General features: G+C 64.9%; 10 protein-coding genes. 5 read left to right on the top strand and 5 right to left on the bottom strand.

Annotated features, from left to right (window positions below; all coding sequences use genetic code 11):
* Positions 1-3 precede the first annotated feature (3 nt).
* Positions 4-1,581, top strand: coding sequence for an FGGY-family carbohydrate kinase (locus tag EBS11_RS13590; protein WP_290603472.1), 1,578 nt, complete (start codon positions 4-6; stop codon positions 1,579-1,581).
* A 241-nt stretch (positions 1,582-1,822) separates the two neighbouring features.
* Entirely contained in the window at positions 1,823-4,111 is a 2,289-nt protein-coding gene (locus EBS11_RS13585) for a TonB-dependent hemoglobin/transferrin/lactoferrin family receptor (protein WP_290603471.1), read from the top strand.
* Between the two features lie 202 nt (positions 4,112-4,313).
* Here the strand turns inward: EBS11_RS13585 and EBS11_RS13580 are convergent, their stop codons facing one another.
* From EBS11_RS13580 to EBS11_RS13570, 3 genes are all read right to left on the bottom strand, one after another.
* Entirely contained in the window at positions 4,314-5,672 is a 1,359-nt protein-coding gene (locus tag EBS11_RS13580) for a diguanylate cyclase (protein ID WP_290603470.1), read from the bottom strand.
* A 423-nt stretch (positions 5,673-6,095) separates the two neighbouring features.
* On the bottom strand, positions 6,096-7,289 hold the full coding sequence (locus EBS11_RS13575; RefSeq protein ID WP_290603469.1) for a PLP-dependent aminotransferase family protein: 1,194 nt from the start codon (positions 7,287-7,289) through the stop codon (positions 6,096-6,098).
* A gap of 177 nt (positions 7,290-7,466) precedes the next feature.
* The gene (locus tag EBS11_RS13570) at positions 7,467-8,381 is read right to left on the bottom strand and encodes a DMT family transporter (RefSeq protein ID WP_290603468.1); all 915 of its coding nucleotides are present in this window, start codon (positions 8,379-8,381) and stop codon (positions 7,467-7,469) included.
* A gap of 138 nt (positions 8,382-8,519) precedes the next feature.
* On the opposite strand from EBS11_RS13570, the gene EBS11_RS13565 reads away from it, so the two are divergent.
* Entirely contained in the window at positions 8,520-9,935 is a 1,416-nt protein-coding gene (locus tag EBS11_RS13565) for a PLP-dependent aminotransferase family protein (RefSeq protein WP_290603467.1), read from the top strand.
* A gap of 69 nt (positions 9,936-10,004) precedes the next feature.
* Here EBS11_RS13565 and EBS11_RS13560 read toward each other — a convergent pair whose 3' ends face one another.
* On the bottom strand, positions 10,005-10,826 hold the full coding sequence (locus tag EBS11_RS13560) for a PEP-CTERM sorting domain-containing protein (RefSeq protein WP_290603466.1): 822 nt from the start codon (positions 10,824-10,826) through the stop codon (positions 10,005-10,007).
* 281 nt (positions 10,827-11,107) lie between these two features.
* Here EBS11_RS13560 and htpG point away from each other — a divergent pair, with 281 nt between their 5' ends.
* A complete protein-coding gene (gene htpG, locus EBS11_RS13555; protein ID WP_290603465.1) occupies positions 11,108-13,027 on the top strand; it encodes a molecular chaperone HtpG in 1,920 nt (639 codons plus the stop codon).
* 74 nt (positions 13,028-13,101) lie between these two features.
* A complete protein-coding gene (locus EBS11_RS13550) occupies positions 13,102-13,467 on the top strand; it encodes a hypothetical protein (protein ID WP_290603464.1) in 366 nt (121 codons plus the stop codon).
* On the opposite strand, the gene EBS11_RS13545 is transcribed toward EBS11_RS13550, so the two are convergent.
* Positions 13,456-14,184 carry an alpha/beta hydrolase gene (locus tag EBS11_RS13545; RefSeq protein WP_290603463.1) on the bottom strand — a complete coding sequence of 243 codons (729 nt, stop codon included), beginning with the start codon at positions 14,182-14,184 and terminating at the stop codon, positions 13,456-13,458. The two genes, EBS11_RS13550 and EBS11_RS13545, sit on opposite strands and share 12 nt — an antisense overlap.
* Positions 14,185-14,249: the final 65 nt, after the last annotated feature.

Genomic DNA, 14,249 nt, shown 5'->3' with positions numbered 1-14,249 from the left:
ACCATGACCGCCGTCGCGGGCGATGGCCCGTACATTCTTTCCATCGACAATGGCACGCAAAGCGTGCGCGCGCTGCTGTTCGACCGGGACGGCAAGCTGGCCGCCAAGGCGCAAGTCTTCCTGGAAGCGTATTACTCCGAACACCCCGGCTGGGCCGAACACGACGCGGACGGCTACTGGCAAGCCGTGTGCGCTGCGTGCCAGCAGCTGTGGCGCGGCACGGACATCGCAAAATCGTCGGTGGCCGGCGTGGCCGTCACCACGCAGCGGGGCACGGTGGTCAACGTGGATGCACATGGCGCGCCCTTGCGTCCCGCGATCACCTGGCTGGACCAGCGCAATACGCGCGACATTCCCCGGCTGGCGCCGTGGTGGCGCGCCCTGTTCCGCGCCACGCGCCTCGATGGCACGATCCGCTATTTCCGCCGCGAGGCCGAGATCAACTGGATTCGCGCCCACCAGCCCGACATCTGGGACCGCACGCACAAATTCCTGCTGCTGTCGGGCTTCCTGAATTACCGCCTGTGCGGAAAGTATATCGATTCGACGGGATCGCAGGTGGCGTACATCCCCTTCGACTACAAACGGCATGCCTGGGCCGGGCGCCTGGACTGGAAGTGGCAGGCGCTGGCCATTCGCCGCACCATGCTGCCCGAGCTGGTAGCGCCGGGCACGCGCATGGGTGCCATCACGGCCGCCGCCGCTGCGGCGACGGGCATTCTTGAAGGCACGCCCTTGCTGGCGGCGGCGGCCGACAAGGCGTGCGAGGTGCTGGGCGCCGGCTGCGTCGAGCCGCACGTGGCGTGCCTGAGCTACGGCACCACGGCCACCATCAACACGACCAACCGGAAATACGTGGAAGTGACGCGCTTCATTCCGCCGTATCCGGCCGCCATGCCGGGCGCCTACAGCACGGAAGTGCAGATTTTCCGCGGCTACTGGATGGTCAACTGGTTCAAGGAGCAGTTCGGCGACCGCGAACGGGCGGCGGCCGCCGAAGACGGCACGGGCTTGTGCGCCGAGGCGCTGTTCGACCGCCTGGTCGACGCCGTGCCGCCCGGTTCCATGGGCCTGATGCTGCAGCCGTACTGGAGTCCCGGCATCAAGGTGCCGGGGCCGGAAGCGAAGGGCGCCATGATCGGCTTCGGCGACGTGCATACGCGCGCCCACATCTACCGCGCCATCCTCGAAGGCCTTGCCTATGCGCTGCGCGAGGGCAAGGAGCGCATCGAGCGGCGCAGCGGCATCGCCATTACGGAGCTGCGCATCGCCGGCGGCGGCTCGCAGAGCGACGCCGCCATGCAGCTGACGGCCGACATCTTCGGCTTGCCGGCCGCGCGCGCCCACGTGTATGAAAGCTCGGGCCTGGGCGCGGCCATCGCCGCCAGCGTGGGCCTGGGCTGGCATGCGGACTTTCCCGCCGCCGTGCAGGCCATGACGCGCAAGGGCAAGGTGTTCCAGCCGCATCCCGAGCATCGCCAGACCTACGAGCAGCTGTACCGGCGCGTGTACCGGAAGATGTATGCGCGGCTGCAGCCCCTGTACCGCGAGATCGCCGAGATCACCGGCTACCCGGAGTAGCCTCCATTAAATCGTATTGCGAATCATTCGCATCTGAGTTATGATGTGCTCCGCATTTCACTTAGGCAACATATCCCCGGTGACTGCAGTGCGCCGCCGGCCATGCGCCGGCGGCGTGTCCGCGCGGGCAGAATGCCGCCGCAACGCTTCCTTCAACGCCGCCGCTTGATCGTGCCCAGTCCGTTTTCTCTGCCCTGCATTTTTTCATTCCACAAGCATGAAGTAGTCGGCAAGGACAGCAATGAAGACGATACGCAAACACAGCATGCGCGCCAGCGCATTGACCCCGATGGCCGCCGCGCTGGCGCTGGCGCTCGGCACCCTGGGCGGCAGCGCCTGGGCCGCCAATGCCGCCGATGCCGCCAGCCCGGAGAACGCCACGCAGATGCCGGCCATCAGCGTCTTTGGCGACGCCATCAGCGCCGGCACTGCCGGGCGCTCCTACATCAGCAGCTCCGACATCGAGCGCCAGCAGGCGGACAACGTCGCCTCGCTGCTCGACACCTTGCCCGGCGTGGACCTGGCCGGCACGGCCCGTCCCAGCGGCCAGAGCCTCAATATCTGGGGCTTCAACAAGGTGCAGGACGTGAAGGTCATCCTCGACGGCGTGCCCAAGGGCTTTGAGAAATACCGCCAGGGCTCCATCTTCATCGAGCCGGAATTGATCAAGCAGATCGAAGTGAACAAGGGCGCCCATACCAGCCTGTACGGCAATGGCGGTTTCGGCGGCGTCATCACGGTTGAAACCAAGGATGCGAAGGACATGCTGGAAGGCGACGAGAAAATCGGCGCCATGGTGAAGTATGCGCGCCATTCGAATAACGGGGAAAACGACGCCACCGTGGCCGTGTATGGCCGCACCGAGGATGGCCGCTTCGATGCGATGGCGTTTACCACGCAGCGCAAGTCCGACGATCTGCGCAAGCCCGATGGCAAGCCGTTCCGCTTTTCCGCCATCGACGCGCCATCGAGCCTGGCGAAACTGAATATCCGTTTGACGCCGGAGCAGTTGCTGACCCTGACGGCGATGAAGAGCGGCAGCACGGGCTGGGGCCCGTTCGCCGCCATGGGCGAGGACGTGCCCACGCCGACGGAGGCGGAAATCAAGAAGTACGGGCTGGAAGAGGCATGGCAGCGCAAGGCCGTCTACCGCGACCAGAACGACGACACGTATTCCGTGAAATGGCAATACGCGCCGCAGGACAACCCGTGGATCAAGCTGACGGCCAGCGCCGGCTATTCGCACACGGACCAGCATGACAAGCGCCTGCCATCGGCTTCGCTGGGTTCCTACCTGGGGTCGCTGGGCAACGAGAGCTGGGCCTCGTACGTGGACCGCATCGCCGAAGTGCGCAACGAAAGCGTGTTTAGCACGGGCGCCGTGTCGCACGTGCTGCAAGCGGGCCTGCAATGGCACAAGAACGTGCGCGACACCCTGATGTACTACCCGTCGTCGACGGCGCTGAAGGACCCGACGTATAACTACGGCTATTTCCAGCCCTATTACATGCCGGCCGGGCGCCAGGAAACGACGGGCCTGTACCTGCAGGACGCCATGACCTATGGCAGCGTGACCCTGACGGCGGCGCTGCGTCACGACCGCGTCGTTTCCGAGGGCGTGCCGAACAAGGCGTCGCGCTATAACAGCCCGCTGGCCGCCGCCGGCCACGATTTCAGCGAAAAGGTGCACGAGGACTGGTCGCCCCGCCTGGGCCTGTTCTGGAAGGCGTCGAATGCCGTGGCGCTGTTCGGCGACTTGAGCCGCACGTGGCGCGCGCCCACCATCGACGAGATGTACTCGAATGAGTACTATGTGTCGGAAAGGCTGGGCTCATCGACGCCGGGCACCAGCCGCGACCTGGCCGTGGAGCGCGTGACGGCCGTGCGCGCCGGCGTCATGCTGCACCGCCAAAACGTCTTCATGGAACGCGACGACGTGCAGCTGCGCCTGACGGCCTACCGCAACAAGGTCAGCGACAATATCGGCCCGCGCCTGGGCATCCTGATTGAAGGCTATGTGCCGGGATCGGGCAAGGTGCCGCCGGCCCTGTCCGACTACCGCAACCTGGCAGGCTTCCATACGCAGGGCGTGGAAATCGAGTCCTACTACAATTCGCCGCGCCTGTTCGCCAGCGCTTCGCTGTCGAAGCAGCGCGGCACGCGCACCGGCTCCCAGCGCGACCCGTGGGGCGCGGACGAACCCGTGTCGACGATCGCGCCGGACAAGCTGATGGCGGGCCTGGGCTGGCGCATGCCGGACTTGGGCGCGAGCATCGGCTGGCAGGGCCGGTTTGTCGCGAAACAGGACCGCGTCCTGCCCGTCGGGAATGTGTACCGCCTGCCGCCGTCGAAAGGCTATGCGCTGCACACCCTGTTCGCCTCGTGGAATGGGCGGCAGGGCATCTGGCGCGGCACGGAAGTGCGGCTGACGGTGGACAATCTCTTCAACCGCAATTACATGCCGTACTTGAGTGAAGCCGTTACCGGCGTGGGGCGCAATGCAAAGTTGAGCGTGTCACGTAAGTTTTGATTAATTTTAAGAATGGCGGGCCGGAGACGCGGGCCTGAGAAAATGCCGATGGCGGCGTTGCAGCTTCCTTGCCGTATTTGCGTACTGTCTGCGTCGCAGCGCCTTGCCCTCGACATTTTTCAGGCCCGCTTGGCCCGGGGTGCCTTTGCGCAGGAGGTGGGCCTGCTCTCTGTTCGCTGCAGGTTGCGTTCAATTTCAGGTCTTAACGTAGCACCAGGGCCTTCACCGTCTCCCAGGCCGTGCTGCCCGAATGCGTGGCGCGCACCTGGTTGCGGCCCCCTTCCTTGGCCACGTACAGGGCGCGGTCGGCGGCGACGAACAGCGCCTTGCGGTCGTCCAGTTGGTGCGGTTCGATGGTCGCCACGCCGATGCTCACGGTGATCCACGGCGAGGTGGCGGAACGCGGATGCGGCAGCTGCAGCTGCTCGATGTGCGCGCGGATCGTTTCGGCCAGGGCCAGGGCGCTGTCGGCGCCGGTGTCGGCAAACAGCAGCACGAACTCCTCGCCGCCATAGCGGGCCGCCAGGTCGCCGGGGCGGCTGGCGTGCGAGGCGATGGCCTGCGCCACCTGCTGCAGGCAGCTGTCGCCGGCCGGATGGCCCAGGCTGTCGTTGTACAGCTTGAAATGGTCGACGTCGAGCACCACCAGCGACAGGGCGCTGCCGCCGCGCACGGCGCGCTGCCATTCCTTTTCCAGGAAGCTGTCGAAATGCCGGCGGTTGGCGATCTTGGTCAGCGGGTCCAGGTAGGCGGCCCGCTGCAGCGCGTCTTCCGACTGCTTGTGGTGCGTGATGTCGTGCAGCAGGCCGATATACAGGGGCTGGCGCAGATACATGGGCGTCAGGGTCAGGTCCATGCTGAGCTTGTCGCCGCTGCGGTGGCGGATCGCCACTTCGCGCGTGCCATGGTTGTGCGCCGTGTCCGGATTGGCCGCGTACATGGCAAAATAATCCAGGTATTCCTGCGTCACGAGGGGGCTGAGCAGCTCGCCGATGGAGCGCCCCGCCAGTTCATTCTCGCGGTAGCCCAGGTACTGGTCGCAGGCGGGGTTGGTGTACTGGATGCGGCCATCGGCCTCGATGATCAGCAGGCCCTCGGCCATGTTGTTGACGATGGTGCGCAGGCGTTCGGCCTGTTCCTGCTGGGTTTCATTGTTGCTGCGGATTTGCAGCTGGGCGCGCACGCGGGCGCACACCTCGGCCATGCGCAGCGGCTTGCTGATGTAATCGACGGCGCCGCAGTCGAAGCCGGCCACCACGTCTTCCGTTTCCGTCTTGGCGCTCATGAAGATGACGGGGATGCGCTGCGTCAGCGGGTGCTGCTTGAGGCGGCGGCAGGTTTCGATGCCGTCCATGTCCGGCATCAGCACGTCGAGCAGGATCAGGTCGGGGTGGGCGCGCTGGGCAATCGCCAGCGCCCGTTCGCCGGACGTGGCGACATAGGTTTGATAGCCCTGTTCGCTCATGAGCTTGCGCAGCAGCTCAAGGTTGGCCGGCGCATCATCGACAATCAAAATGGCGGCTTCGCGCCGCTGGGAAGATCCCACACTGCCTGAACTCATTGCTACCGGCCTTTTCGGATGTGCTGCTACAGGAACCTGTCCAGGCTCCAGGCCAGCGTTTGCTGCACTGTCGGCGGTACCGAAGTCCCGCGCGCCGTGCCCGCCGCGGCTGGCGGCGGACAAGGTGGTGCCGGGAATGTTGCCCAGGCTGCGGACCGCGGACCGTGAGCGCATGTACACGTGTGTAGTCAAAGGCTGACCGGGCTCAAATCTGATGCGTCGGCCAAATCATACCGCTTTGCCAATTTTTTGGGTGAAAAATCGACGCTCCGCGATACGCAAAACTATTAATTTTATGATATTTTTAAAAATAAATACACGAAGTTGTTGCCGTGTAGACTGTTTTTAGAGGAAAAAGACGCGTGCCCGGCGACGGCCGGGGCAGCGGGAACGCCCCGCAAGGCGGGGCGTGGAGGAGGGGCGTCAGACCTTGGCGGCGATCAGCTTGCCCAGGATGGCGATGCCTTCACGGATGCGTTCCGGCGGCACCGTGACGAACGACAGGCGCAAGGTGTGCGTGTCGGGCGTGTTCGCGTAGAACGGCGCGCCCGGCACGAAGGCCACCTTGTTGGCGATGGCTTCGTCGAGCAGCTGCATGGCGTCGATGTGCTTGGGCAGGGTGACCCAGATGAACATGCCGCCTTCCGGTTTCGTCCAGGTGACGCCGGCCGGGAAGTGTTCTTCCAGGGCCGACAGCATGGCCTGGCACTGGTTGCCGTACAGGCTGCGGATGCTGGGGATATGCCGCTCAAGGAAGCCATCCTTGATCACTTCATGCACGACCATCTGCGTCAGCTGCGAGGTGTGCAGGTCGGCCGCCTGCTTGGCCAGTTCCAGGCGGCGCACCAGCGGCGGCGGGGCAACCACGTAGCCGAGGCGGATGCCGGGCGTGAGCACCTTGGAGAAGGAACCCATGTAGATCACGCCGTCCGGGTTCATGTTGACCATCTTCGGATACGGCTCGCCGCTGTAGCTGAGGGCGCCGTACGGATCATCCTCGATCAGCGGCAGGCCGTGGCGGGCGCAGGTTTCCACCAGTTCCACGCGGCGCGCCACGGACAGGCTGCGGCCTGTCGGGTTCTGGAAGTTCGGCAGCGCATACAGCAGGCGCGCGCCATCGGCGACGGGGTCGATGGACGACGGCACCAGGCCTTCGTCATCCGTATCGACGGAGACGAATTCGGGACGGTAGACGGAAAACGCCTGCAGGGCGCCCAGGTAGCTGGGGGTTTCCACCAATACCTTGCTGCCTTCGTCGATGAGGACCTTGCCCAGCAAGTCCAGCGCCTGCTGCGAGCCGGACGTCATCAAGACCTGTTCCGGCAGGATGCTGCTGCCCTGGCCGGAGAGCGAGTCGGCGATCCACTGGCGCAGCGGCAGGTAGCCGTCGGTGGGGCCGTATTGCAGGGCCACCTTGCCATTGTTCGACAGGACCTTGTCGAAGGCGGTCTTCATTTCTTCGACGGGGAAGGTGGCGGGCGAGGGCAGACCGCCGGCAAACGAGATGATTTCAGGGCGCTGCGTGATCTTCAGGATTTCGCGGATGAACGAGCTTTGCAGCTGTTCCGCGCGTTCGGCAAAGCGCCATTGGATCGGATTCGGATTTTCAATTTTCATGCGAGTCTCACGGAAGATGCCGAGCTGCGCCGGCTGGTTTTGTTGGCCCGCTTGTGGCGGTGCGTGCGCAAGCGGCGCCGGATAGGCGCCGCCATGGTGCTGCGGTATTGTACGGCTTGCACGCCGCTCTGCCCATCCGCACGCGCAACGGCGTTGCAAACGGGCGTCAACGGCCACTTATTTCAGCTTGCGTCCCGCCGCCACGACGGCGATCACGGCGCCGGCAAACAGCAGGCTGGCGCCTGTCAGCGGCTCTCCCAGCAGGACGGCGGCGCCCAGCAGGGTGAGGAAAGGCTGCAGCAGCTGCGTCTGGCCGACGCGCGCCACGCCGCCCAGCGCCATGCCCCGGTACCAGAAAAAGAAGCCGATGAACATGGAGAATACGGAAATATACGCAAAACCCAGCCAGGCGGCGGCGCTGGCCTGCGCCATCAGCGCGCGCTGCGGCCAGGCGCTCCACAGCACCACGGGCAAGACAAAAGGCAGGGCCAGCAGCAGGGCCCAGGAAATCACGTGCTGTCCCGGCATGCTCTGCGCCAGGCGCCCGCCTTCCGCGTAGCCGAGCGCGCCCAGCAGCACGGCGGCGAACATCAGCACGTCGGCCACGTGAAAGCTGCCGCCGCCCTGGCGCAGCGCGAAGGCCACCACCAGGGCCGTGCCGATCAGGGCCATCAGCCAGAAGCCGAAGGAGGGCCGTTCCTTGCCGCGCAGGACGGCAAACACGGCCGTGGCCAGCGGCAAAATCCCCACCAGCACGGCGCCGTGCGAAGCGGGCAGGCTGCGCATGGCGATCGAGGTCAGCCACGGAAAGCCCAGCACGCAGCCGAGCGACACGAGCGCCAGCGGCAGCCACTGCTCACGCCGCGGCAAGGGCGCGCGCTGCTGCCACAGCCAGATGCCCGCCAGGCTGGCGGCCACCAGGGCGCGGCCCAGGGCGACAAAGGTGGCATCGAGTTCGGCCACCGCCAGGCGCGTGAAGGGCAGCGTGAGGCTGAAGAGGACGACGGCGATCAGGCCCAGCAGCAGACCCTTGTGGTCGGCGCTGAGGCGGGGAGGGGAGCTGGCGGTAGCGGTGCTGGAGTGCGATGGCATGGGTGTCCTGGAACTGGCGGTATGGATCAAATGTGCGGCAGGCGTGGATGTATCCATCCTGAACTGCTATCCTAGGGCGCAATAGCAGTACAGTGCAAATACACTTCAACGCATAATTTCATATACTGTGATGGTGAAATGAACAATACACATCCCCTGCTGTCGCGCGCCTCGGGCGAGACCCTGATCGACCAGATCGTGCGCTCGCTGGCGGCGCGCATCGACGACAAGCTGCTGCGCGGCGGCGCGCGCATGCCGTCGATCCGCCAGTGCGCGGCCAGCCTTGGCGTGTCGTGCGCCACGGTGGTGGCCAGCTACGACAAGCTGGTGGCGCGCGATTACCTGGAGTCGCGGCGCGGCGCCGGCTTTTTCGTGCGCGAGCGCTCGCCGCTGAACGCGCCGGCGCCGGCGCCTGGCCTGTCGCCGGCGGCCCAGCCCATGGATGTCGTCTGGCTGATCCGCAATATGTTCCGCCAGGCGCCGATGATCCCCGCGCCCGGTTCCGGCATGCTGCCGGCCGAATGGCTCGATGGCGAACTGGTGGCGCGCGCCTTGCGCGACGTCAGCCGCCAGCCCGGCAATCTGCTGCTCGGCTATGGCGCGCCGCAGGGCTTTTTGCCGTTGCGCCAGCAGTTGCAGCTGAAACTGGCGGGGCTGGAAATCGCCTGTCCGCCCGAGCAGATCGTCACCACGGCGGGCGTGATGCAGGCGCTGGACCTGGTGGCGCGCGAATTTGCCCGCCCCGGCGACTGCATCTTCGTCGACGATCCCGCTTACTGGCTGATGTTTGGCGCCTTTGCCGCCATGGGCGTGCAGGTGATCGGCATCCCGCGCCTGGGAGACGGTCCCGATATCGACGTGCTGGCGCAGCTGGCGGCCGTGCACCGCCCCAAGCTGTACGTCATCAATTCGGTGCTGCACAATCCCAGTTCGACGTCGCTGTCGGCGGCCAAGGCCTTCCAGGTGCTGCGCCTGGCCGAACAGCACGATTTCCTCATCGTCGAAGACGATATTTATTGCGACATGCATCCCGGCGGCGCGGTGCAGCCGGCCACGCGCCTGGCCGCGCTGGACCAGTTGCGCCGCGTGATTTACCTGGGCGGCTTTTCCAAGAGCCTGGCGGCGAACCTGCGCGTGGGCTTCATCGCCACCTCGCCGGAGCGGGCGCAGCGCCTGGCGGACCGCAAGATGCTGGCCACGCTCACTACCAGCGACATCGGCGAGCGGGTGGTGTATAAAATCCTGTCGCAGGGGCTGTACCGCAAGCACGCCGAGCGCCTGCGCGCGCGTCTCGACAAGGTGCGCGACGCCACCTACCGCCGCATCGAGCAGGCGGGCCTGCGCTTCGAACCGCCGCCGGCCGGCATGTTCGTCTGGGCCGACGCGGGCTGCGACACGAACGTGCTGGCCGAAAAAGCGCTGGCCGAGGGCCTGGTGCTGGGTCCGGGCAGCCTGTTCTCGCCGCGCCAGCTGCCATCCACCTTCATGCGCCTGAACCTGGCCACCGTGCAGGATGAGCGGGTGTGGGCGTTTTTCGGCCAGCAGCTGGCGTAAGGTGGCGAAAGGGCGTGCAGCATGCCAGTCAGAGGCGCTGCCGCCCTGTTGCGTGCCGTCGCCGCGCGATCAGGCGCTGCGCCGGTTGCGTCGTGCGGCGCGTGCCACCAGCGTCAGGCCAGCGAGAAGCATGGCGACTTGCGCCGGTTCCGGTACCTCCCGTACCTGCCACAGGGCATATGTGCCGGTGCCGACGAAATTGGTCTTTGGGGTGTAGGTGCCGAAGTCTCCCGGGGAGAATGGCGCGGTGTAAGTCAGCTGGAATTCGGCGCTGTAGCCCCAGGGGTCGACGAAATCCTTGAATTCGATGCGTTGCTCGAACTCCAGGCTGTCAAAGTATGGGACTGCCGACCCGCCGGGAAATACGCCTATCATGGACCATAGCTGATATCGATCCTGGTCGTACGTACCGTAGCCCTCCATCATGGCGTTGCTTTTTGGCCCGAGATACAGGCCGGCGCGACCGTCCGGGGCGAGGGTCCAGCCGTAGCTGCGGTTCCCCATCGTGACCTCGCCGGAAAAATGCACGGGCTTGTCCGTATTCGCAGAGCCGGCGCCATGCATGGTGCCGGTGCCGTAATCGGTCAGCGTTGCGGTATCGAGCCAGAATCTCATCGTATATGCCTTGCCGACGATCGATTCACCATAGTTGGAAAACAGGCGCATTTCGTCCACGCCCTTGGCGACGATGCCGCTCACGCTGAACTCGATCACGGTCGCATGCGCCATGGCGGGCAGGGCCAGCATGCCGGCCAGGATGCCGGAACGCAAGGCCAGCGCGAAGGTGTTGTGCTGGCGGGTGCCAAGGAATTTTTCTTGATTGCCTGAAACTGTTGTTTGTAGACCAGCCAGCGCAGCCTTGGACTGTGGTTTGCACGTATCGGCGGACATCTTTGATGGGCATTTCACGATGGTCTCTCCCTTTATTAACGTTAAAAGTTAATATTAATTCTAGCTTTAATTGCAAGTCGCTCAATTGATGAGTTCGTTTAGTTATTGATTTTGCTATGGCCGCCGTGACATCGACGCATGTGCGTCGGCGCGCAATGCCGCGCCGCCTGGACACCAGATCAGTCGTTCAGGCGGCACATTTGCGCAAAGGCATCTTGAAATCGCTTGTACAATCCCCAACTCCGTAGCATCCGTCCCATCCACAAGACTATGAGGTAAAAATGGCTGTTTCCGAAAAGCAAACCCTGGGTTTTCAGACCGAAGTGAAGCAGATGCTGCACCTGATGATCCATTCCCTGTACTCGAACAAGGAAATCTTCCTGCGCGAATTGATCTCGAACGCGTCCGACGCGGCCGACAAATTGCGCTTCGAAGCGATCGATAACGATGCCCTGTACGGCAACGATCACGAACTGAAGATCAAGGTCAGCTTCGACAAGGACGCGCGCACCATCACCATTTCCGACAACGGCATCGGCATGACCCGTGACGAGGCGATCTCGCACCTGGGCACCATCGCCAAGTCGGGCACCAAGGAATTCTTCGGCAAGCTGTCGGGCGACCAGCAGCAGGACGCGGCCCTGATCGGCCAGTTCGGCGTGGGCTTCTATTCGGGCTTCATCGTCGCCGACAAGATCACCGTCGAAACGCGCCGCGCCGGCGTGGACGCCTCGGAAGGCGTGCGTTGGGAGTCAAGCGGCGAGGGCGATTACAGCATCGAAACCATCGACAAGCCGTCGCGCGGCACGGACATCATCCTACACCTGCGCGAAGGCGAGGACGAATTGCTGTCGAGCTGGAAGATCAAGTCCATCATCCGCAAGTATTCGGACCACATCTCGCTGCCGATCGTCATGCAGAAGGAAGAGTGGGACGAAGAGAAGAAGGAAACCGTCCTGAAGGACGAATATGAAACCGTCAACCAGGCCAGCGCCCTGTGGGCCCGCAACAAGGCCGACATCACGCCGGAGCAGTACGACGAGTTCTACAAGCACGTGTCGCACGACTTCCAGGCGCCGCTGACGCACACGCACAACCGCGTCGAAGGCCGCAGCGAATACACGCAGCTGCTGTACATCCCGGCCAAGGCGCCGTTCGACATGTGGGACCGCAACAAGCGCGGCGGCATCAAGCTGTACGTCAAGCGCGTCTTCATCATGGACGATGCCGAGCAGCTGATGCCGACCTACCTGCGCTTCGTGCGCGGGGTGATCGACTCGGCCGACCTGCCGCTGAACGTGTCGCGTGAAATCCTGCAGGAATCGCGTGACGTGAAAGTGATCCGCGAAGGCTCGACCAAGCGCGTGCTGGGCATGCTGGAAGAACTGGCGAACGCGGACGAGCAGGACAAGAAGGACAAGTACGCCGTCTTCTGGAAGGAATTCGGCCAGGTGCTGAAGGAAGGCATCGGCGAGGACGCGGCCAACAAGGAGCGCCTGGCCAAGCTGCTGCGCTTTGCCTCGACGGCCAACGACAGCGACGAACAAATCACCTCGTTCGCCGACTACGTGGCGCGCATGAAGGAAGGCCAGGACAAGATCTACTACGTCACGGCCGACAACTACGCCGCCGCCAAGAACAGCCCGCATCTGGAAATCTTCCGCAAGAAGGGCGTCGAAGTGCTGCTGCTGACGGACCGCGTCGATGAATGGATGCTGTCCTTCCTGCAGGATTTCGAAGGCAAGGAACTGGTTTCCGTCGCCAAGGGCGGCCTGGACCTGGGCGCGCTGGAAGACGAAGCGGAAAAGAAAGAGCACGAAGAAACGGAAACCTCGTACGCCGACCTGGTGGGCAAGATGAAGACGGTCCTGGCCGACAAGGCCAAGGACGTGCGCGTGACGTTCCGCCTCACCGATTCGCCAGCCTGCCTGGTGGCCGATGAGAACGAATTGTCGGGCAACCTGCTGCGCATGCTCAAGGCTGCGGGCCAGAGCGCGCCGGAATCGAAGCCGATTTTGGAAATCAACCCGAACCACCCGCTGGTGACGCGCCTGAAGTATGAAGACGCGGAAGGCGGCAAGTTCGGCGACTGGGCCAACATCCTGTTCGACCAGGCCATGCTGGCCGAAGGCGGTTCGCTGGCCGATCCGGCCAGTTTCGTGAAACGCCTGAACGAATTGCTCCTCAATTCGGCGAAGTAATCTTCTTGTTGTAGACGCAGCCAAGCCGGCCCTTTCTTCGTGAAAGGGCCGGCTTTTTCTTTAAGGGGGGCATCATGAAAATCCGTTGGATGGCGGGCCTGGGCGCGCATGTGCTGGGCTGCCTGCTGTTTATTGCCCTGAGCTGGCTGGGGTTTTTCCTGTACACGCAGCTGTTCGGCAGCCTGGGTTCGCGCGGCGTGGCCGGTGGCCTGGCCTTGCTGCTGGTGTTCTATGTGTACGCGGGCACGAATCTGCTACTGGCGCTGCTGCCGGATGGCCGGGTGAAGCCCGTGCTGTGCGGCGTGCTGGGGGCGGCGGTGTTCGTTTATCTGGTGCCCCAGCATCCGCTGCGCGCCCTCTATTTCAGCGTGCTGTCGGGTGGCTTGAGCTGGCTGGCCGTGCTGGCCAGCGTGCGCCTGAGCCGCTATCTACGCGGCTGACAGGCTGGCGCAAAAGGCGGCAATCGCGTCGGCGGCCGCGGCCGGCGCCGCCTGCAGCAGCATGTGCGGCGCGTCGATGTCGACCAGTTGCGCACCCGGTGCCAGGCGCAGTATCTGCAGGGCCGTCGCCGGCGGCACCAGGCGGTCGTGGCGGGCGCGCAGGTACAGCACGGGCAGGCTGCCGCGCGCCAGCGCCGGCGTGGCATCGGCCGTGATCACGGCGCGCAGGCGTTGGCGCAGCACGCCGGGAGGCACGTGCGCCAGCGCGCCGGCCAGGTCCGCCTCCAGGTCCGGCGTGGAGAAGGGGGCCAGCAGCGCCTGGCGCAGGGCGAAGCGGGGCATGGCGCCAAACGGGACCAGCTCCAGCAGGTGGCGCAGCGGCGCCAGCAGGGGACGCGGGTTGCGCACGAAGGAGCAGCACAGGATCAGGGCGCGCATGCCGGGCGGCGGATCGGCACGCAGTGCGGCGCCCAGCGGCCCGGAAAACGATTCGGCCAGGACGATGAAAGGCCGTTCGCGCGGCAGGCGCTCGCGCACGAACGCTTCCAGCGCCGGATAAGCGAGCGGCGTGGCCGGGTAGGCGATGGCGAGGCTGTCCATGTCCGCCTGCGCGCCCAGGACCGCGTCAAATCGCTGGAACAGCCGGCCCGTGCCATCCATGCCGGGCAGGAGGACAAGCAGGGGGAGGGCGTGGGCAGGCGGCGTCATTGCGGCCATGATAGCAGCCAGGCCGCCGCGCACGCCGCCCGCCAGGCGCACGGCATGGGCGCTGGCGCCATGCT

This window comes from Janthinobacterium sp. (assembly GCF_009923995.1).
Taxonomy (GTDB): domain Bacteria; phylum Pseudomonadota; class Gammaproteobacteria; order Burkholderiales; family Burkholderiaceae_D; genus Janthinobacterium.
Note: the sequence above shows the minus strand (reverse complement) of the source record. Positions and strands in the feature narration are given on the sequence as shown.

Coding starts and splice junctions, on each gene's coding strand:
- EBS11_RS13545 (WP_290603463.1), bottom strand. CDS start 14,184: ATGGCCGCAATGACGCCGCCTGCCCACGCCCTCCCCCTGCTTGTCCTC.
- EBS11_RS13570 (WP_290603468.1), bottom strand. CDS start 8,381: ATGCCATCGCACTCCAGCACCGCTACCGCCAGCTCCCCTCCCCGCCTC.
- EBS11_RS13565 (WP_290603467.1), top strand. CDS start 8,520: ATGAACAATACACATCCCCTGCTGTCGCGCGCCTCGGGCGAGACCCTG.
- EBS11_RS13580 (WP_290603470.1), bottom strand. CDS start 5,672: ATGAGTTCAGGCAGTGTGGGATCTTCCCAGCGGCGCGAAGCCGCCATT.
- EBS11_RS13560 (WP_290603466.1), bottom strand. CDS start 10,826: ATGTCCGCCGATACGTGCAAACCACAGTCCAAGGCTGCGCTGGCTGGT.
- EBS11_RS13585 (WP_290603471.1), top strand. CDS start 1,823: ATGAAGACGATACGCAAACACAGCATGCGCGCCAGCGCATTGACCCCG.
- htpG (WP_290603465.1), top strand. CDS start 11,108: ATGGCTGTTTCCGAAAAGCAAACCCTGGGTTTTCAGACCGAAGTGAAG.
- EBS11_RS13550 (WP_290603464.1), top strand. CDS start 13,102: ATGAAAATCCGTTGGATGGCGGGCCTGGGCGCGCATGTGCTGGGCTGC.
- EBS11_RS13590 (WP_290603472.1), top strand. CDS start 4: ATGACCGCCGTCGCGGGCGATGGCCCGTACATTCTTTCCATCGACAAT.
- EBS11_RS13575 (WP_290603469.1), bottom strand. CDS start 7,289: ATGAAAATTGAAAATCCGAATCCGATCCAATGGCGCTTTGCCGAACGC.